This window comes from Chromobacterium sp. HL1 (assembly GCF_057418835.1).
This window is the reverse complement of sequence record NZ_CP162399.1, coordinates 309,548-327,580: the sequence shown is the minus strand read 5'-3', so window position 1 is coordinate 327,580 and position 18,033 is coordinate 309,548. Positions and strand designations below refer to the sequence as shown.

The following is an 18,033-nucleotide window of genomic DNA, read 5'->3' as shown; positions in this document are numbered from 1 at the left end:
GCCCGCCGGCGGCCGACCGGCCCTCAGTCTTCCGCCGGAAAGCGCGCCACCAAGGCGTCGCGACGCGCCTGCCATTGCAGCAGGCGCTGTTGCAGGGCGAGCAAGGCTTCGTCCTGGCGCGCCCATTCCTCCACCAGCTTGCGTTGCTCGCTCATCGGCGGCACGGGCAGCGGCATTTCCGCCAGCGCCTCGAAGCCGAACTCGACGCCTTCCACCGCCGCGCCCAGCCGCTCCAAGCAAAAGCGCCAGCCTTCCGACTGCCGGTAACACTCCAGGAAAGCCGGCGAGATCCTCGCCTCGTCCAGCGCGAAGGCCTGCTGATCCGCCGCGGCCAGCGCCGGGGCCTCTCCGACGTGCCGCGCCAGCGCGCCCTGATACAAGCGCGCCGGATCATAGGCGAAAGCGTTGGGCGGCAAGGCCGTGCCCAGGCCCGCGCCGGCCCGGCGCCAGCTGCCGCCCACGGTGGCCTCCAATAATTCGCCCTCGGCGGCGGCCGCCAGCGGCGCGGCCAGTTCGCCCAGCTTGCACACCTCCCAGTTGCCGGGAATCACCCCCAGCGCGCTGGGTTTGAACGATTGATGCGGGCTCCACTTGCCCATGCGCCGGGTGCCGTAGCCGCGATTGAGCAAGGCCTGGATGCGGCTGGGGCGCAGCTTGCGCTCTGCCGCGTATTGGCTGGACAGCAATTCCAGCTTTTCGTCCGTCAAGGCCAGGCAGCCTTCCAGCTCGCCCTCCTCCGCCCGCCAGCCCTCTTCTTCGCTGAAGAAGGCCGCCAGCCGCGTGTCCAGCGCCTGCTCCTGCTCCGTCAAGGCGGCCAGCTCGGTGGCCAGCGCCTCCGCGTCCACCACCTCGGCCGCCTCGTCCTGGGCGAAGTAGCGCTGCACGTTCAGATTGCCCCGGTGGCCTTGCTTGATCTCGCGCAGCCCCACCAGGCGCAGATAGTCCGGCTCTTCCGTTTCCTCGTCCACCGCGGCGCGGTAAGCGCGCAGGATATGTTCGATGTCCTCCTGCCGCAGCGTGTTTTGCACTCGCCCGCGGCCGTACTCCTTGCTGGCGTCGACGATAATCACCTTGTTGCGCAGGCCCGCCGGCTTGTTCTTGTTCAACACCACCACGCAGGTGGGCATGCCCGAGCCGTAGAACAGCGCCGGCGGCAAGGCGATCACCGCCTCGATGCGGTCGCCGGACTGGCCCTGGCTGCCAAACAGCAGGCCGTTGCGGATGCGGCCCTCGTCGCCGTCGCGGAACAACACGTCGTGCGGCATCACCAGCGCGGCGCGGCCGTCCTCCTTCAACGTGGCCAGCACATGCTGGACGAAGGCGTAATCGCCGAAGCTGCGCGGCGGAATGCCATAGCCGAAGCGCTGGTGCTCATCCACCAGCTTCTTGTAATTGGGCTCGGCCGGGCGCTTGCGGCGGCGCTTCTTGCCGTCGGCCGGCGGCGGCTCCGCCGCCTCGGCCTCCAGCGGCGTCCACCAGTTTTTCACCGTGAACGGCAGTTGCGCCACGATGCGGTCGAAGCGCGGCAGCAGGCCCTCCGGGCTCAGATGCCTGGGCTCCACCAAGGTGTCCCCCAGTTCCAGACTCATGTCCACGCCGTGGAAGTAAGCGCACAGCTTGGCCATCGCCCAGGTGGCCGGCAGCTTTTCCTGGCCGAACAGCGCCGCGCCGCCGTCCGGCTGCCCGCCCAGCATGCGCCAGGCGTCCAGCAAGGTGCCGGCCGCGCCGCAGCTGGGATCGTACAGGCTGTGGCCCGGCAGCGGCTCCGCCAGCCGCAACAGCAACTGGCTGACCGGTCCCGGCGTGGAAAAGGCCCCGCCGCGCTTGCCGGACTCCGCCGCGTAGCGGCGCACCAGCCCTTCGCAGACCTCGCCCAGCCGGGACGGCGCCTCCAGATCAGCGTCGCCCAGCTTCAGCGCGCCGATATGGTTCATCAAGGGATGCAGCACCTCGTCGCTCAGGCGCTTGTGGCCCTGGTATTGCGCCACGCTGAGCACCCCGGCCAGCGCCGGTTGATGCTCCTCGACGGCGGCCACCGCCTTGTCCAGCGCCTCGCCTATGCCCTTCTTGCGCTCCTGCAGGCCGGGCCAGCGCGCCGTCTGCGGATAGATCCCGTATTGCTCCTGCACCACGCCGTCGGCGCGCTTGCGGCTCATGCCCTCGGCCGCCACCAAGGCCTGTACCCGCTCCACAAACACATCGTGCAGGCGCTTGAGCACAAACAGACCGAACACGTGGTTCTTGTAGTCGTACAGGTCCACTTGCTCGCGCAGCAGTTCCGTGGACGCCCACAGCGCCTGTTCCAACTGGTCCGGGGATAGCAAAGTCATAAGCCGACAACCAAATTAAATGACAAACCCGGCCATTTTAGCCGCATCGCCGGCCAGCGTCGGCAAAGAATGGTCGCGCCGAGACGCTTCATGACAAGACAATTCATCTCCATGTCATCCGCCCGTCATCCCGCGCGCCTAGACTGCGGCACTTCCCGCATCGCAACGTACGACACCATCATGACATTGGCCAAACGTCTGTGGCTGACCATCCTCGTCACTCTCGCCAGCCTGGCGCTGGCCCTCATCCTCACCGGGCAACAGTTGAGCGGCCTGACCCGCGCGGTGGACCGCCACAGCGCGCGTCAACAATTAAGCGCCGGCCTGTACCAACTCAAGGCCGGCGTGCTGCAGCTGTCGCGGCTGGACCCGCTGCTGCCGGACAGCCCGGCACGGCTGCGGGAAACCAGCCTGACCGTCGCGCGGCTGACCGGCGAGATCGCCGCCGGCCTGCCCGCCAGTGAAGCCGCCGCCTTCCGTCAGGCCGTGGGCCGGCTGTGGCAGGATTACGAGCGCAATCTGAGCAGCGCGCTGGCCATCGCCGAGACCGCGCCGCAGGACGCGCTGTCCATACCGGAACAGGCTTGGCAGCAAAGCCTGCAGCCGCTGGCGGCCCTGCTGGACCGCCAGCAGGCGCAGGAGCAAAACCGGCTGGCCCAGGAAACCGCGCAACTGCAGGACACGCTGCAAGGCCTGGCCTGGCTGACCCTGGGGCCGCTGGCGCTGGCCAGCCTGGTGGTGACGGCGATGCAGCTGACGCTGGCGCGGCGGCTGAAACGGCAGTTGCAAGCGATGGCCGCCTCCGCCGACGCGCTGGGGGAAGGCAATCTGGCGATGCGGCTGCCGGCCCAGGGCCGCGACGAGCTGGCCGCCACCGCCGGCCGCCTGAATCAGTTCCTGAACAAGCTGAGCGATTTGCTGCGCCGGGTGGAGGCCGACGCCCGCCGCAGCGGCGCCGATTGCCAACGGCTGCAATTGCTGACCTTGCAAGCGGCCGACGCCAGCCGCCAACAAAGCGCCAAGGCCAAGCTGAGCAACGAGGCCGCCCACGCGGTGGCCGACAGCGCCCAGATCGTGGCCGGCCATCTGCAACAGGCGGACGCCCATACCCGGCAGGCGGCGGACGATACCGGACGCGCGCGCGAACTGGGCCGGCTCAACGCCGAGACGATGCGGACGCTGGCCGACAATATGGGTTGCGCGCAGACGGAAATGCGCCAGCTCCAGCACAGCCTGGACGACATCGCCGGCGTCAGCGGCCTGATCCGCGACGTGGCCGAACAGACCAATCTGCTGGCGCTCAACGCCGCGATCGAAGCCGCGCGCGCCGGCGAAAGCGGCCGCGGCTTCGCCGTGGTGGCCGACGAGGTGCGCAAATTGTCGGAGCGCACCCGCGCCGCCACCGGCAGCATCTTCGACGCGCTGGGCCGGGTGGAAGGCGCCACCGGCTCGCTGCACGCCGCGCTGGAGCAGGCCGGCGGCGCCTGCGCCGACAAGCTGGATTCGCAGCAGGCGCTGGATCAGGCGCTGCTGCAAGTGGACGCCGGGCTGGAGCGCTTGAACCGCTTGATGGCCGACATCCGCGAACACAGCGCCGCCCAGGCCCGCGCCGGCGGCGACATCCGCCAGCACGGCCACGAGGTCGCGCATCTGGCCGCCTCCATCGATCAACAGATGCAGCAAGCCGCGCCGGTAATGCAGCACCTGGCCGCCGCGGCCCAGGACTTTAACCAGACCCTGAGCTGGTTCCGCATCGACGCGCCGGACCCCGCCCCCACCCCCGCCGCGGCGCCGGATTGGCCGCTGCGGCAGCAGCCGGCCTAGCCGCCGCGCCGGCGGCAATTAGGCAGTAAATTGCCGCCGGATCAAACATAGAGCATTTATTCAACGCAAACGCTTGCCATTGCCCTAAATGCGCAATAGATCGCCCTTTGATTCGCCATTTTCAATCTTTTGTCATGTTTGAAATAAGCTAGCGAGTACATTTCGTTACATACTGTAATGAAAAGCAAAGGTAGATTAGCCCCCTCTTATAAAAGAGCACATCAGACCGGGCCCACCCGGCACCCGGGACAAGCTCGCCGACGCCCTCCGCGCCGGCGTCTCCAGCGCACCGACACCGCCCCGCTCCGCCCCCGTCCGCACAAGGACGGCGGAGCCGCCGCGCCGTGGCCGGAACTTGTCCCCATCGCTTGCCCGCCGCGTCCGGAGCTGACTCCGCCGGACCGTCGGGTTTTCAGAAGCTGTTTACGATCTCGCGAGCCAGGGCGGGACAGGGCGAAAGCGGCTTCAGCATTCTGAAGCGGTACTCGCCGTGTGACGCCTCACGACGCGCAGCGGATCGTCAGCAGGTTCTTTTGACAGGAGATACCTTTGACACAGCAACACTCCCGCCATATCGGCCCCATCGCCCTGATGCTGACCGGTCTGGGCTCCATCATCGGTTCCGGCTGGCTGTTCGGCGCCGCCCACGCCGCCCAGATCGCCGGCCCGGCCGCCATCGTCGCCTGGATAGTCGGCATGGTGATCATTCTCTCCATCGCGCTGAGCTACGCGGAACTGGGCGCCATGTTCCCGGAAAGCGGCGGCATGGTGCGTTACGCCCGTTACTCCCACGGCTCCCTGCTCGGCTTCATCGCCGGCTGGGCCAACTGGATCGCCATTGTCTCGGTGATCCCGATCGAGGCCGAGGCCTCGGTGCAATACATGAGCTCCTGGCCGTATCCCTGGGCCCAGCAGCTGTTCTCCAACGGCGAACTGACCCCGCCCGGCCTGATGCTGTCCGCGCTGCTGGTCATCGTCTACTTCATGCTCAACTACTGGGGCGTGCGCCTGTTCGCCAAGGCCAATAGCGCCATCACCATCTTCAAGGTGATCGTGCCGGCGCTGACCGTGGGCGCGCTGATCTACAGCGGCTTCCACCCCGGCAATCTGGGCGGAGACACCCCGGGCGGCTTCGCGCCCTTTGGTTGGGCCAGCGTGATGACGGCGGTGGCCACCAGCGGCATCGTGTTCAGCTTCAACGGCTTCCAAAGCCCGATCAACCTGGCCGGCGAGGCCCGCAACCCGGGCAAGAGCGTGCCCTTCGGCGTGGTGGGCTCCATCCTGCTGGCGGCGGTGATCTATGTGGCGCTGCAAGTGGCCTTCATCGGCGCGCTGTCGCCGGCGGACCTGGCCCACGGCTGGCAGGGTCTGAACTTCAGCTCCCCCTTCGCCCAACTGGCGATGGCGCTGGGCCTGAACTGGCTGATGCTGCTGCTGTACTTCGACGCCTTCGTCAGCCCCAGCGGCACCGGCGCCACCTATATGGCCACCACCTCGCGCATGATCTACGGCATGCAGCGCAACGGCACCATGCCGGAGATCTTCGGCCGCATCCACCCGCTGTACCAGATCCCGCGCCCGGCGATGTGGTTCAACCTGGCGATCTCCTTCGTGTTCCTGTTCTTCTTCCGCGGCTGGGGCACGCTGGCGGCGGTGATCTCGGTGGCCACGGTGATTTCCTACCTGACCGGCCCCATCAGCGTGGCCTCGCTGCGCCGCTGCGCGTCCGACCTGCCGCGCCCGCTGCGCCTGGCCGGCCTCGGCGTGATCGCGCCCTTCGCCTTCGTCTGCGCGTCCCTGGTGCTGTACTGGGCGCGCTGGCCGCTGACCGGCGAGATCATCTTCCTGATCGTGGCCGCCTTGCCGGTGTACTTCTGGTATCAGGCCCGCGCCGGCTGGCCGGAATTCAGCCGCGAGCTGAAAGGCGCGCTGTGGATGGTGCTCTACCTGCCGACGATGGCCCTCATGTCCTATATCGGCAGCCGGGACTTCGGCGGCATCGGCCTCTTGCCCTACGGCCCCGACATGGCGGTGGTGGCGGTGATCTCGCTGGGCTTCTACTACTGGGGCGTCAACAGCGGCTGGCGCACCCGCTATCTGGACGCCGAGCACGACGCCGGCGCGGTGGCCGATATGGCGGCCGCCGAGAGCGCGCCGCGCGGCAAGCTGGCCGGCCAGCAAGCCTAAATCCTACCGGGGGCCGCTCCGTCGGCCCCGCAGCGGGCGGCTCCGCGCCGCCCGCGTCGTCTTATTCCCTATCGTCTTCCGCTCCCAACTCCTTCCCCAAGGCATCCAGCAAAGGCATCAGCGCGCGCGCCGCGGCGCTGCGATACGCGTCTTTGCGCGTCAGCGCCGCCGCCGTGCGTGCAGGCAAGGGCGTGCTCAAGCCCACCGCGCTCAGCGCCGGATGCTGCCGTGTGATCGCGCGCGGCAAAATGGTGGCGCAATCGCCGTGGCGGACGATTTCCATCACCGCGCTGATGCTGTTGGCCTGGACCGCGATCCGCGGCTTCAGACCCAGCGCCAGGAAGTAACGATCGATATGGCCGCGGGTGGCGAAATCCGCGCTCAACAGCGCCAAGGGCGCCTGCGCCAGCGCTTCCGCGCCTATCGCCCCCGCCCGACGCCATGGATGGCCGTCGCCCACCACCACGGCCAGGGTTTCCCGGAACAAGGGCCGCGCGTCTATCTCCGCCGAGCGCGCCTGATCGAAAGCGATCCCGACATCGATCTCGTCCTCCAGCAAGGCCCGTTCAATCGCGTCCAGCGTCGCCTCGCGCACGCATAGCTCTATGCCCGGATAGAGCCGGCGCAGCCGCGCCGCCAGCGGCCCCAGCAGATAACTGGCGAAGGTCGGCGTCATCGCCAGCCGCAAGCTGCCGCGCGACAGATCGCCCACGTCCCGGGTGGCCCGCTGCGCCGCCTCCAGCTCGCGCAGCGCGCGGCGCGCGTATTCCAGATAGGCGGCCCCGGCGTCGGTGGGCCGCACCGTCCGCCCGCTGCGGTCCAGCAACTGCGCGCCCACCGTCTCTTCCAATTGCTTGATCTGCTGCGACAGCGTGGGCTGCGACACATGCAGCGCCTCCGCCGCCCGGGTGAAATTGCCGTGTTCGGCCACCGCTTGCAGATAACGGATATGTCGAAGAATCATGCGTCCAAACTATAGGAAATAATTATGGAAATCATTCTATATCGGTCTTGGACCCTATGATGAAAAAGCTTCATCCTTGGCGCATCCCTTCCCCGCCAAGGAGCAAGCCATGCAAGCCCTCATCGACGGTTTTCTGAAATTCCAACAGGAAGCCTACCCCCAGCGTTCGGCGCTGTTTCGCCAACTGGCCGACAGCCAGGCCCCCGGCGCGCTGTTCATCACCTGCTCGGACAGCCGCGTGGTGCCGGAGCTGCTGACTCAGCAAGAGCCCGGCGAGCTGTTCGTGATCCGCAACGCCGGCAACATCGTCCCCAGCTACGGGCCGGAACCGGGCGGCGTCACCGCCTCCGTGGAGTACGCGGTGGCGGCGCTGGGCGTCGCCGACATCGTGGTCTGCGGCCATTCCGACTGCGGCGCGATGACGGCGATCGCCAACGGCCGCTGCCTGGACCATCTGCCAGCGGTGGCCGGCTGGCTGCGCCACGCCGACTCCGCCAAAGTGGTGAACGCGGCGCGCCATCACGACAACGCCCGCCAGCGGCTGGACGACATGGTCAAGGAAAACGTCGTCGCCCAGCTGGCCAACCTCAAGACCCATCCCTCGGTGGCGCTGGCGATGCGCCAGGGCCGGCTGACCCTGCACGGCTGGGTCTACGACATTGAAACCGGCGCCGTCCTGGCCCTGGACCACGCCAGCCAGCGCTTCGTTTCCCTGGCGGATTTTCCGCTGACCCGCGCCGCCTGAAAGCGGCGCCTCCCGCAAACCTGAAGAAAGGACCACACCATGCAACACGCCAATATCCACCAAGACCCCCGCCTGGAATTGACCGCCCGCGCCCTGGCCGCCAAGGCCTTGAAAGACCTGAGCTGGGAGCAATTGGCCGCCGGCACCGGCCTCAGCCTGGCCTATGTGACCGCCGCCGTGCTGGGCCAGCACGCGCTGTCCAAGCTCGCGGCGGAGCTGGTCTGCGAACGGCTGGGCCTGAACGCCGCGGACGCTCTGCAGCTGCAAACCATTCCGCTGCGCGGCAGCATTCCCGGCGGCATCCCCACCGACCCCACCATTTACCGCTTCTATGAAATGATCCAGATCTACGGCACCACGCTGAAGGCCTTGGTGCACGAGAAGTTTGGCGACGGCATCATCAGCGCCATCAACTTCAAGCTGGACATCCGCAAAGTGGAAGACCCGGACGGCGGCGAGCGCGCGGTGATCACCCTGGACGGCAAGTTCCTGCCCAATAAGCCCTATTAAGCACCCATTCACGCCCGCAAGGGCGTGAACACGTTCTGACGGCTTCCCCCTACCCAACGCGGCCTCAACCGTAGGGTGGGAGGCGCGCAGCGATACCCACGCGGAAACGGGTGCAACGCCACAGGCCGCCGGACAGCCACCTGTTTGGTGGGTATCGCCTGACGGCTCCACCCATCCTACCCAAGCGCGGCCCCAAACACGGCTCCAACCGTAGGGTGGGAGGCGCGCAGCGATACCCACGCGGAAACGGACTCAACGCCACAGCCCGCCGGACAGCCGCCTGTTTGGTGGGTATCGCCTGACGGCTCCACCCACCCTACCCAAACGCGGCCCCAAACACGGCCCCAACCGTAGGGTGGGAGGAGTGCAGCGATACCCACGCGGAAACGGATTCAACGCCACAGGCTGCCAGATAGCCGGCTACGGCGTTTCCCACGCGGCGCGTTGGCGTTGGACGGCGTCAGGGTCCGGTATCGGCGCGCCCACCAGCGCCAGACGGGCGGTAGTTACGTTGCGGAAGCCCGCCAAGAGATAACATTGCCGCGCGCAGAGATCTCGGCTGCTCCACTTCCCGGACGCCCACATCGCCAATAAGGCGGCGCGGGCCGGCTCGTGCTCGCCCTGCCATCGGCTCCAATAATAAAAGTCCGCCAACGCCCGCTTGATCTGCCGCTGAACGGCCGCGGTGTTGTCCGGATGGAGCGGGTTGGTGTCCTTCAGCGCAATCACTCCCAGGCGCGTCTCGTAATCGACGATTAAACGCGCCGCGCCTTTGAGCGCCTCATTGTGTTGGATCAGCAGTTTCATCATGGTCATGCCCTCCCTGTCCAAGCGTCACAGCACGCTGTTGACGTGTTCCAGACCGCGTTGCAAACGCTGCTGTATCGGCTCCAGCAAGGCCAGCGCCTCCTCGCTGCTGAACAACAAAGGCTCGTCGCGACGTTCCAGCAAGGTCAGCAACGCCAACAGCCCGGTGTGGGCGGCGCGCATGTCCATCACCCCGCTCAACAGGGCGGAGTCCAGCTGGATATAGCAATCGTTCAATTGGCGGCCCAGTTCGCCCAGCAGCAGCACATTGCCGGCGGCGGCGGGCAAGCGTTGAGCGCAGGAACGCAGTTGCTCCATCACCGGCGCGGCGGCGGGTTCGGGACGTTCTCCTGCGCCATGGGAACAGGCGGGAGGGGGCATTGCGGGGGGAAAGGTGGAAAAGGTCATCACGGTCTCCATGTCAGCTTTGGAAACCTGCCCAGGCGAGGCGAGGACAGGCACGTGACAAGGTGGCAAGACCGGTTCATTCCACAAAGACCGGCAGTCCAGAGGACTCCCTGCCACGGCCCGTCCCGAATGGGTACGGCGTGGCAGCAGACGTAACGACGCCAAAGCGGAGCGTTGTGTCTGCGGTGGAATGATTAATAGGCTTGCCAGCCCTGCGCCGTGTGATTGGACACGACGCGGGACCAAGCCTAAACAGGCTGGCGAAGACCGTCAAGGGAGGACGCCGGCAGGAAACAGCGCGCGCGGGATAGCCGCAGGCCGGATCAGGGAGGGAGGTGTATGGATTGATCAATCCGCTGCATCAGCTCGGGACTGGCCTGCTTGCTGCACATGATGTAGCGCTTAAGCCCCTCGGGAATGTCCTTGAATGTCAAAATCGTCAATTTTGTTGAATCGATTTCTTTTTTCTGCAGCAGAAATTTGTAATCCTCGACATCGATCAGCATATAGTCGGCACGTTGAGAGACGATCATTTGAGCCAGTTCGCCCGGTGTCACCGTCGAATCCATCACGGCGGCGGCGGCATGATCAATCATCGCATCCAATTCTGTGCCGTAAGACACGCCAGAAACTTTGCCAAGCTTGAATTCATGGCTGGCGAACAGCGCTTTTAACGTGCCCAATTTCTGGATGTTTTTCGCGGATTTGACGTTCGCCAATATCAGATGCGGCTTGTCTTGATGAATGGCCGAGGAAAACAAGGCAAAGGCCTCGCGCTCAGGGGTTTTATACCAGCCTGGGGAGCAAATCAATTTCTTATTGGCTTGAATATTACTGAGAATGCGTTTGGCAGGCACTTCCTCAAACTCCGCCGGCACGGCCGCGCGGTGTAAAATTTCAATGGTCCGCTCCAATAAAAAACCGGCCGGTTTTCCATTTTGGCTATAGCTGTAGGGCGGTTTGTCCCGATACTGCAGGGATAGAAGCTGCTCCGCCAAGCAGCTTGGCGCGCCTCCCAGCAATAAGAGGGTAAAGAGCAGCCGCTTAGCCATGAGTCCTCCAGAGGCATTCCGTAATGCAAGCGAGCATGACGCCTTGTGTCGTTTGAGCATGGGGGGCATAAGAACGTGGGCCGTTAAGCGGGATGGGCAGCGCCTTTGTCACAGGGCTTAAGGTCGAATCTTGTGAAGATAAAGATTTAAAACCGCTGCGATGGATCCACTATAGGATTATTTTGACCTGATGGCGGATTGGCGCCGGAGCCGGGACGCAAAAAACCCGCCGATTCACACCGGCGGGTTTGGTCTGCGGCAACGTCGCTTACAGCGCGGCCAGCGCGGCGTCGTAGTTCGGCTCTTCGCCGATCTCGGCCACCAGCTCGCTATGCAGCACCTTGTTGTCCTTGTCCAGCACCACCACCGCGCGGGCGGTCAGGCCGGCCAGCGGGCCGGAGGCCAGCTTGACGCCGTAGTCGGCGGCGAACTGCGGGTTGCGGAAGGTGGACAGGGTCACCACATTGTCGATGCCCTCGGCGCCGCAGAAGCGCTTCTGCGCAAACGGCAGATCGGCGGAAACGCAGAGCACCACGGTGTCGGCCAGCTTGGCCGCGCGTTCGTTGAACTTGCGCACCGACATCGCGCAGGTCGGCGTGTCCACGCTCGGGAAAATGTTCAGCACCTTGTTCTTGCCGGCGTAGTTGTCCAGTTTGACTTCGGCCAGGTCGGCGGAGGTCAGGGTCAGGGCCGGGGCTTGCTGGCCCTTGGCCGGCAGCGCGCCAGCCACTTCAACCGGATTGCCGCGCAGAGTAACGGTAGCCATGTGGGAATTCCTCATTTGGTTTCAGGGGGTGAATGCCTCCTAGTGTGCGGCAGCTTGGCTGAAATTCAACCCCTCCCAAAGTAGGGCCAAGCCGGTATTCAGACCCCGGGCCGGCTGCGCAGCCGCTCGGCACGGCCGCGCAGCCACTCCAGCGTCAGCAGCATCAGCACCGAAAACCCGATCAACAGCGTGGCCGCCGCGGCGATGGCGGGGCTGAGGTTTTCGCGTATGCCGCCGAACATCGCCCGCGGCAGCGTCGCCTGGCCCGGCCCGGCGACGAACAGCGTCACCACCACCTCGTCGAAGGAGGTGCCGAAGGCGAACAGCGCGCCGGAAATCACCCCCGGCGCGATCAGCGGCAACGTCACCTTGAAGAACACCCGCAGCGGCGACGCGCCCAGGCTGGCGGCGGCCCGCACCAGATTGCGGTTGAAGCCCTGCAACGTGGCGCTGACGGTGATCACCACAAAGGGCACGCCCAGCGCCGCGTGCAGCAGCACCAGCGTCAGATAGCTGTTGTCCATGCCCAGGGGCGCGAAGAACAGATAGCCGGCCACGCCGACGATCACCACCGGCACCACCATGGGCGAGATCAACACCGCCATCAGCAGGCCCTTGCCGGGAAACTCGGCGCGGGTCAGGCCGACGGCGGCCAGCGTGCCCAGCGTCATCGCCAGCACGGTGGCCAGCGGCGCGACGATCAGGCTGTTCTGCAAGGCGCGCATCCACTCCGCCGAGGAGAAGAACTCCTGATACCAGCGCAGGGAAAAGCCGCTGAGCGGATAAACCAGGAAGGCGCTGGCGTTGAAAGACAGCGGGATGATCACCAGCACCGGCAGCACCAGGAACAGCAGCGTCAGGCCGCCCAGCAGGCGGTGCAGGTAAAACCACAGCCGTTCTTCCGGCAAGGTGTGATGGCTTGGCATCGGTTTGACTCTCCAGTATCGGTTGGGTCCAGGCGGCGGTTCAGCCCAGCCGCAGCCGTTCGCTGCCCACCAGCCGGTGGTAGACCGCGTACAGCAGCAAGGTGGCCGCCAACAGCAGGCCGCCCAGCGCGGTGGCCATGCCCCAGTTGATGGTGGTGTTGGTGTAGAAGGCGACGAAATAGCTGACCATCTGGTCGTTGGGGCTGCCCAGCAAGGCCGGGGTGATGTAATAGCCTATGGACAGGATGAACACCAGCAGGCAGCCGGCGCCCACTCCGGCCACGGTCTGCGGCGCGTACACCCGCCAGAAGCCGGCGAAGGGGTGGCAGCCCAGCGAGATCGCCGCGCGCAGATAGCTGGGGGAGATGCCCTTCATCACGCTGTAGATGGGCAGAATCATGAAGGGCAGCAGGATGTGCACCATGGCGATGTAGACGCCGACGCGGTTGAACACCAGCTGCAACGGCTGCTCGATCAGGCCCAGGCTCAGCAAAGCGGCGTTGATCAGGCCGCCGGACTGCAGCAGCACGATCCAGGCGGCCACCCGCACCAGCACCGAGGTCCAGAACGGCAGCAGCACCATGATCATCAGCAGATTGCTGCGGCGCGTGGGCAGGCTGGCCAAGAGATAGGCCAGCGGATAGGCCAGCAGCAGGCACAGCGCGGTCACCACCAGGCTCATCCAGAACGTGCGGGCGAACACGCTCAGGTAAATGCCCTGATCCGGCATTGCGCGGCTGAGTTCGCCCAGGTCGTCGATGCGGTGATCCAGCGCCGCCAGCAGATAATACGGCGTGTAGGCGGACTGGTTGCGGCGTATCGCCAGCCAGTAGGCCGGGTCGCCCCAGCGTTCGTCCAGCTCGGTCAGCGCCTGCTTGAACGAGGCCGGCGCCGGCTCCAGCGGCAAGGCGCGCGAGGTCTTGCCCAGCAGGCTGCGGTAGCCGGGCACTTCCATGTTCAGCCGCTTGCCCAGATCGCCCAGCGTCTGGCGCTCGCCGGCCAGCCGCACATCGTCGGCCAGCGCGCGGTAAGCCGCCTCCGGCGGCAGCGATTTGCCGTCCCAGGCCGCCAGCGCCCGCACCGTGCGCGGCAGCGAACCCGCCACTTCCGGGTTGTCCACGCTGCGCAACAGCAGCGCGCCGATGGGCACGATGAAAGTCAGCAGCAAGAACAGCAGCAGCGGCGACACCAGCGCCAGCGACTTGAGCTTGCCCAGCCGCTCCGCCCGGGCCAGCCGCGCCTTCAGAGGCCGCTCGTCCGGCGCGGACGCGCGGGAATGGGATACCGTGGAAGCCGTCATGGCCTTACTCCGTTATGGCCGCCGAAAGGCGGCCTCCGCTAAATGAAGGATGAGCGCCCTACTTCGCCGCCCAGGCGTTGAAACGCTGCTCCAGGTTCTCCGCGTGGTCGGCCCAGAACTCCAGATTGATCTTCAGCGCGTCCTTGATGTTCTGCGGCGCGGTCGGCAAATCCGGCAGCTCGTTCTTGTCCAGCAGCGGAATCGCCCGCTTGTTGCTGGGACCGTAGGCGATGTTCTGCGAATAAACCTTCTGGTTTTCCGGCTTGCTGGCGAAGGCGATGAACTGGTAAGCCTGGTCGCGCTTGGGCGTGCCCTTGGGAATCGACCAGTAATCGAAGTCGTAGAGATTGCCGTTCCACACCACTTTCAGGTTCTTGCCCTCCTTGCGCGCCACCGCGATGCGGCCGTTGAAAGCGGAGCTCATCACCACATCGCCGGAGGCCAGGTATTGCGGCGGCTGCGCGCCGGCCTCCCACCACTGCAGATAGGGCTTGATCTGGTCCAGCTTCTTGAAGGCGCGGTCCACGCCGGCCGGCGTGCCCAGCGCCGGATAGACGTCCTTGGCGGCCACGCCGTCGGCCAGCAGCGCAATCTCCAGCGTGCCCTTGGCGCCCTTGCGCAGGCCGAGCTTGCCGGGGAATTTCTTCAGGTCCCAGAAATCCTTCCAGCCGGCCGGCGCGGTCTTCAGCTTGTCGGCGTTGTAGGCCAGCGCGGTGGACCAGACGAAGATGCCGATGCCGCAGGGCTGGGCCGCGCCGGGCACGAAGTCGGCCTTATTGCCGATGCGCGCGTAATCCAGCCGCTCCAGCAGGCCTTCGTCACAGCCGCGCACCAGTTCCGGCGACTCCACTTCCAACACGTCCCAGGACACGCTCTTGGTGTCCACCATGGCCTTGAGCTTGGCCATTTCGCCGTTGTATTCGCCGCTGACCAGCTTGAGCCCGCTGCTCTTCTGGAAGGGCGCGTAATAAGCCTTGGCCTGGGCGTCCTTGTTGGCGCCGCCGTAGGAAATCACCGTCAAATCCTTGGCCGAAGCCACGCCGGCCAAAGCCAGCGCGGCGCCCAGCAGCATGCATTTTTGTTTAAACGCCATCCTCATTCTCCTTGTTGACTGCATCGTGACGCCGGCCAAGCCGGCGTGGCTTTCAAAACCGACCATCAACGCAGGGCCCAGGCATTGAAGCGCTGCTCCAGGCTTTCGCCGTGGTCGGCCCAAAAGTTGGGATCCACCCGTACCGCGCTTTGCAGATTTGCCGGCGCGGTGGGCAGTTCGCGTTGCCGTGCCGGCGCCAACAACGCCATCGCCTGGCGATTGATCGGGCCATAGGCCATCTGCCGCGAATACGCCGCCTGGGCTTCCGGCCGGCTGGCGAAAGCGATGAAACGCCTTGCCGCCGCGCCCTGTTGCGCGCCCTTGGGGATGGCCCAGTAGACAAAGTCATACAGGCTGCCGTCCCAAACTATCTTCAGATTCCGGCCCTCTTGCTGGGCCGAGGCGATGCGGCCGTTGTAGGCCGAACTCATCACCACATCGCCGGAGGCCAGGCATTGCGGCGGCTGCGCGCCGGCTTCCCACCACTGGATATAAGGTTTGAGCTGGGCCAGCTTCTTGAAGGCGCGCTCCACGCCGGCCGGCGTGGCCAGCAGGCGATACACGTCCTTGGCGGCAACGCCGTCGGCCAGCAGAGCGATCTCCAAGGTGTATTTGGCGCTCTTGCGCATGCCGCGCTTACCGGGATAACGCTTCACATCCCAAAAATCGGCCCAGCCGCGCGGCGCGGTCTTCAGCTTGTCCGCGCTGTAAGCCAGCACATTGGACCAGACGAAGAGGCCGATGCCGCAGGGTTGCAGCGCGCCATCAATCACCTCTGCGCGCGCGCCGGCCAGCGCCGGGTCCAGCTTTTCGAACAAGCCTTCGTCGCAGCCCCGCGCCAGTTCCGGCGCTTCCACCTCCAGCACGTCCCAGGACACGCTCCGCGCCGCCACCATCGCCTTGACCTTGGCCATTTCGCCGTTGTATTCGCCGGCCAGCACCTTGATGCCGGTGGCGCGCTGGAAGGGCTGGTAATAGGCCTGAGCCTGGGCGGCCTGGTTGGCGCCGCCGAATGACACGATGGTCAGCGCCTGCGCCTGACTGGCCGCCAGCGCGGCGCAAGCCAGAAGCAAGGATTTACCGTGTATCGCCATGATCCCTACCTCCTTTATGTCAACGCCGCTTGCCCGCTGGCCGGGCCGCGGCAGCCGCCCGTCCCGGTCAAAGTTTGTAGCCGGGATCGAGCCGGTCCAGCAGGCGCAGCAGCGCCGCCCAGGCCAGGTCGACGAACATATCGTCCTTCAGCTCCCGCTCGCCCACCTCACGCTCCGGCGCGTTGAACTGGCGCTCGGTCCGCCGGCAAACCGCCACGGACGGCAGGCGCAAGGCTCCGGCCGCCTGCGCGCTCAGCTGGATGTCGCAGGCCTTCTCCAGGTAGTACATGCGCAGGAAAGCCTGCTTGACCGTCTCCCCCACGGTCAGCAAGCCGTGGTTGCGCAGGATCAGCACCGGTTTGTCGCCCAGATCCCGCACCAGGCGCGCCTGCTCGTTGAGGTCCAGGGCGATGCCTTCGTAATCGTGGTACGCCGCCTTCCCGTAGAACTCCATCGACATCTGGTTCACCGGCAACAAGCCCTCCGCCAGCGCCGCCACCGCGCAGCCGGCCCGGGTATGGGTATGCAGCACGCACTGGGCATCCGGTCTTGCCGAGTGGATGGCGCTGTGGATGACGAAGCCGGCCGGATTGACCAGGGCGTCGTTCTCGTCCAGCGCCCGGCCGTCGAGACCGATCTTGACCAGGCTGGACGCGGTGATTTCGTCGAACATCAGCCCGTAGGGATTGATCAGGAAATGGTGTTCCGGTCCTGGCAAGCGCACCGAGATGTGCGTCGAGATCAGATCGCTCATGCGAAAGTGCGCGATCAGCCGATAACAGGCCGCCAGTTCTCGACGTAGTTGCCGCTCCCCTTCCAACTCCACGGGCTGGGCGGCTTGCTGCGGGGCAGGGCTGAGCTTTGCTGAGCGTTCCATCATGACCTCGGTGTGTTGTGCATCCGCCCCCATCCGGGGGGCCAACTGGCGACGCCGGCGGGCGCCGCGGCAACCGCGCTTACTTGGATTTGGCCACCCAGGCGTTGAAGCGCTGCTCGAGCTCCTCGCTCCTGTCCACCCAAAACGCCGTATCCTCGCTCAGCGCCACCGCGAGATTCCGCGGCGAGGTCGGCAGATCCCGGCTCCTTGTCGCGTCCAGCATCTGGATCGCCTTGCGGTGGGTGACGCCATAATCGATGGTGTCGGCATAGACTTTCTGATTGGCCGGCTGCGTGGCGAAGCGGATGAACTTCAGCGCGTCGTCCTTGCGCGGGCTGCCCTTGGGAATCGCCCAGTAGTCGTAGTTGTAAACCGAGCCATTCCAGACCGCCTTCAGGTTCTTGCCTTCCTTCCTCGCTTCGGAAATGCGGCCGTTATAGGCCGAACTCATCACCACATCGCCCGAAACCAGAAACTGCGGCGGCTGGGAGCCGGCTTCCCACCACTGGATGTTCGGCCTGAGCTGGTCCAGCTTGCGGAAGGCCCGATCGACGCCCGCCGGCGTGGCCAGCACCTTGTAAACGTCCTTCGGGGCGACGCCATCCGCCATCAGCGCGAACTCCAGATTGTCCTGCGCGCCCTTGCGCAGACCGCGCTTGCCCGGGAAGGTCTTCACGTCCCAGAAATCCTTCCAGCCGGCCGGCGCCGTTTTCAGCTTGTCGGCGTTGTAGGCCAGGACAATGGACCAGACGTTCATGCCTATCCCGCAGCTTTGCACCGCGCCGGCGAGAAAATCCGCGGGCTTGCCGATCTTGCTGTAATCCAGCTTTTCGAACAGGCCTTCGTCGCAGCCGCGCGCCAGCGCCGCCGGCTCGACTTCGACCACGTCCCACGACACGCTGCGGCTATCGACCATGGCCTTGATCTTGGCCATCTCGCCGTTGTATTCCGCCCCGATCACCTTGATGCCGGCCTCCCGCTGGAAGGGGCGGTAATACGCCTTGTCCTGGGCGGACTTTCCCGCGCCGCCGAACGAGATCACGGTCAGAGCGGCCGCCATGGTTTGGCCCGCGAAAGCCAAACCCAGGGCCGTGACGGCCAGCTTGATGCTTGCAGACATTCCAGGTCCTCCTGTGCAAAGGGAGCGGCG

The 18,033-nt window shown here is 65.7% G+C and carries 16 protein-coding genes; 4 read left to right on the top strand and 12 right to left on the bottom strand.

Annotated elements, in window-relative coordinates:
- Positions 1 to 23 precede the first annotated feature (23 nt).
- Positions 24 to 2,330 (bottom strand): type I restriction-modification system subunit M, encoded by a 2,307-nt coding sequence (locus tag AB1Z25_RS01645; protein ID WP_486636450.1) that lies wholly within the window; start codon positions 2,328 to 2,330, stop codon positions 24 to 26.
- 180 nt (positions 2,331 to 2,510) lie between these two features.
- On the opposite strand from AB1Z25_RS01645, the gene AB1Z25_RS01640 reads away from it, so the two are divergent.
- Together AB1Z25_RS01640 and AB1Z25_RS01635 are read left to right on the top strand one after the other, a co-directional pair.
- Positions 2,511 to 4,154 carry a methyl-accepting chemotaxis protein gene (locus AB1Z25_RS01640; RefSeq protein ID WP_486636449.1) on the top strand — a complete coding sequence of 548 codons (1,644 nt, stop codon included), beginning with the start codon at positions 2,511 to 2,513 and terminating at the stop codon, positions 4,152 to 4,154.
- 549 nt (positions 4,155 to 4,703) lie between these two features.
- Complete coding sequence (locus AB1Z25_RS01635) at positions 4,704 to 6,341, top strand: APC family permease (RefSeq protein WP_253315117.1); 1,638 nt, start codon at positions 4,704 to 4,706, stop codon at positions 6,339 to 6,341.
- Between the two features lie 61 nt (positions 6,342 to 6,402).
- Here the strand turns inward: AB1Z25_RS01635 and cynR are convergent, their stop codons facing one another.
- Positions 6,403 to 7,305 (bottom strand): transcriptional regulator CynR, encoded by a 903-nt coding sequence (cynR, locus tag AB1Z25_RS01630; protein WP_235084776.1) that lies wholly within the window; start codon positions 7,303 to 7,305, stop codon positions 6,403 to 6,405.
- Positions 7,306 to 7,414: 109 nt separating this feature from the next.
- Here cynR and AB1Z25_RS01625 point away from each other — a divergent pair, with 109 nt between their 5' ends.
- A complete protein-coding gene (locus AB1Z25_RS01625; protein WP_253315116.1) occupies positions 7,415 to 8,050 on the top strand; it encodes a carbonic anhydrase in 636 nt (211 codons plus the stop codon).
- 39 nt (positions 8,051 to 8,089) lie between these two features.
- Complete coding sequence (gene cynS, locus AB1Z25_RS01620) at positions 8,090 to 8,560, top strand: cyanase (RefSeq protein WP_107797958.1); 471 nt, start codon at positions 8,090 to 8,092, stop codon at positions 8,558 to 8,560.
- 420 nt (positions 8,561 to 8,980) lie between these two features.
- On the opposite strand, the gene AB1Z25_RS01615 is transcribed toward cynS, so the two are convergent.
- From AB1Z25_RS01615 to AB1Z25_RS01570, 10 genes are all read right to left on the bottom strand, one after another.
- On the bottom strand, positions 8,981 to 9,376 hold the full coding sequence (locus AB1Z25_RS01615) for a hypothetical protein (RefSeq protein WP_486636448.1): 396 nt from the start codon (positions 9,374 to 9,376) through the stop codon (positions 8,981 to 8,983).
- A gap of 18 nt (positions 9,377 to 9,394) precedes the next feature.
- Complete coding sequence (locus tag AB1Z25_RS01610; RefSeq protein ID WP_486636447.1) at positions 9,395 to 9,775, bottom strand: hypothetical protein; 381 nt, start codon at positions 9,773 to 9,775, stop codon at positions 9,395 to 9,397.
- Positions 9,776 to 10,098: 323 nt separating this feature from the next.
- Positions 10,099 to 10,827, bottom strand: coding sequence for a substrate-binding periplasmic protein (locus AB1Z25_RS01605; RefSeq protein ID WP_227106609.1), 729 nt, complete (start codon positions 10,825 to 10,827; stop codon positions 10,099 to 10,101).
- 268 nt (positions 10,828 to 11,095) lie between these two features.
- The gene (gene tpx, locus AB1Z25_RS01600) at positions 11,096 to 11,593 is read right to left on the bottom strand and encodes a thiol peroxidase (RefSeq protein ID WP_043594076.1); all 498 of its coding nucleotides are present in this window, start codon (positions 11,591 to 11,593) and stop codon (positions 11,096 to 11,098) included.
- Positions 11,594 to 11,691: 98 nt separating this feature from the next.
- Entirely contained in the window at positions 11,692 to 12,519 is an 828-nt protein-coding gene (locus AB1Z25_RS01595; RefSeq protein ID WP_227106607.1) for an ABC transporter permease, read from the bottom strand.
- 40 nt (positions 12,520 to 12,559) lie between these two features.
- Complete coding sequence (locus AB1Z25_RS01590) at positions 12,560 to 13,819, bottom strand: ABC transporter permease (protein WP_107797953.1); 1,260 nt, start codon at positions 13,817 to 13,819, stop codon at positions 12,560 to 12,562.
- Between the two features lie 58 nt (positions 13,820 to 13,877).
- The gene (locus AB1Z25_RS01585) at positions 13,878 to 14,912 is read right to left on the bottom strand and encodes an ABC transporter substrate-binding protein (protein WP_486636446.1); all 1,035 of its coding nucleotides are present in this window, start codon (positions 14,910 to 14,912) and stop codon (positions 13,878 to 13,880) included.
- Between the two features lie 65 nt (positions 14,913 to 14,977).
- Entirely contained in the window at positions 14,978 to 16,006 is a 1,029-nt protein-coding gene (locus tag AB1Z25_RS01580; RefSeq protein ID WP_486636445.1) for an ABC transporter substrate-binding protein, read from the bottom strand.
- A gap of 67 nt (positions 16,007 to 16,073) precedes the next feature.
- Positions 16,074 to 16,883, bottom strand: a complete 810-nt coding sequence (locus tag AB1Z25_RS01575; protein ID WP_486636444.1) for a class II aldolase/adducin family protein — start codon at positions 16,881 to 16,883, stop codon at positions 16,074 to 16,076.
- Between the two features lie 79 nt (positions 16,884 to 16,962).
- Entirely contained in the window at positions 16,963 to 18,003 is a 1,041-nt protein-coding gene (locus AB1Z25_RS01570) for an ABC transporter substrate-binding protein (RefSeq protein ID WP_486636443.1), read from the bottom strand.
- Positions 18,004 to 18,033: the final 30 nt, after the last annotated feature.

Bases quoted from the DNA above. Each gene is read 5' to 3' on its own strand.
- AB1Z25_RS01645 (WP_486636450.1), bottom strand. From the start codon at position 2,330: ATGACTTTGCTATCCCCGGACCAGTTGGAACAGGCGCTGTGGGCGTCC.
- AB1Z25_RS01640 (WP_486636449.1), top strand. From the start codon at position 2,511: ATGACATTGGCCAAACGTCTGTGGCTGACCATCCTCGTCACTCTCGCC.
- cynR (WP_235084776.1), bottom strand. From the start codon at position 7,305: ATGATTCTTCGACATATCCGTTATCTGCAAGCGGTGGCCGAACACGGC.
- AB1Z25_RS01625 (WP_253315116.1), top strand. From the start codon at position 7,415: ATGCAAGCCCTCATCGACGGTTTTCTGAAATTCCAACAGGAAGCCTAC.
- cynS (WP_107797958.1), top strand. From the start codon at position 8,090: ATGCAACACGCCAATATCCACCAAGACCCCCGCCTGGAATTGACCGCC.
- AB1Z25_RS01615 (WP_486636448.1), bottom strand. From the start codon at position 9,376: ATGACCATGATGAAACTGCTGATCCAACACAATGAGGCGCTCAAAGGC.
- AB1Z25_RS01610 (WP_486636447.1), bottom strand. From the start codon at position 9,775: ATGACCTTTTCCACCTTTCCCCCCGCAATGCCCCCTCCCGCCTGTTCC.
- AB1Z25_RS01605 (WP_227106609.1), bottom strand. From the start codon at position 10,827: ATGGCTAAGCGGCTGCTCTTTACCCTCTTATTGCTGGGAGGCGCGCCA.
- tpx (WP_043594076.1), bottom strand. From the start codon at position 11,593: ATGGCTACCGTTACTCTGCGCGGCAATCCGGTTGAAGTGGCTGGCGCG.
- AB1Z25_RS01595 (WP_227106607.1), bottom strand. From the start codon at position 12,519: ATGCCAAGCCATCACACCTTGCCGGAAGAACGGCTGTGGTTTTACCTG.
- AB1Z25_RS01590 (WP_107797953.1), bottom strand. From the start codon at position 13,819: ATGACGGCTTCCACGGTATCCCATTCCCGCGCGTCCGCGCCGGACGAG.
- AB1Z25_RS01585 (WP_486636446.1), bottom strand. From the start codon at position 14,912: ATGGCGTTTAAACAAAAATGCATGCTGCTGGGCGCCGCGCTGGCTTTG.
- AB1Z25_RS01580 (WP_486636445.1), bottom strand. From the start codon at position 16,006: ATGGCGATACACGGTAAATCCTTGCTTCTGGCTTGCGCCGCGCTGGCG.
- AB1Z25_RS01575 (WP_486636444.1), bottom strand. From the start codon at position 16,883: ATGGAACGCTCAGCAAAGCTCAGCCCTGCCCCGCAGCAAGCCGCCCAG.
- AB1Z25_RS01570 (WP_486636443.1), bottom strand. From the start codon at position 18,003: ATGTCTGCAAGCATCAAGCTGGCCGTCACGGCCCTGGGTTTGGCTTTC.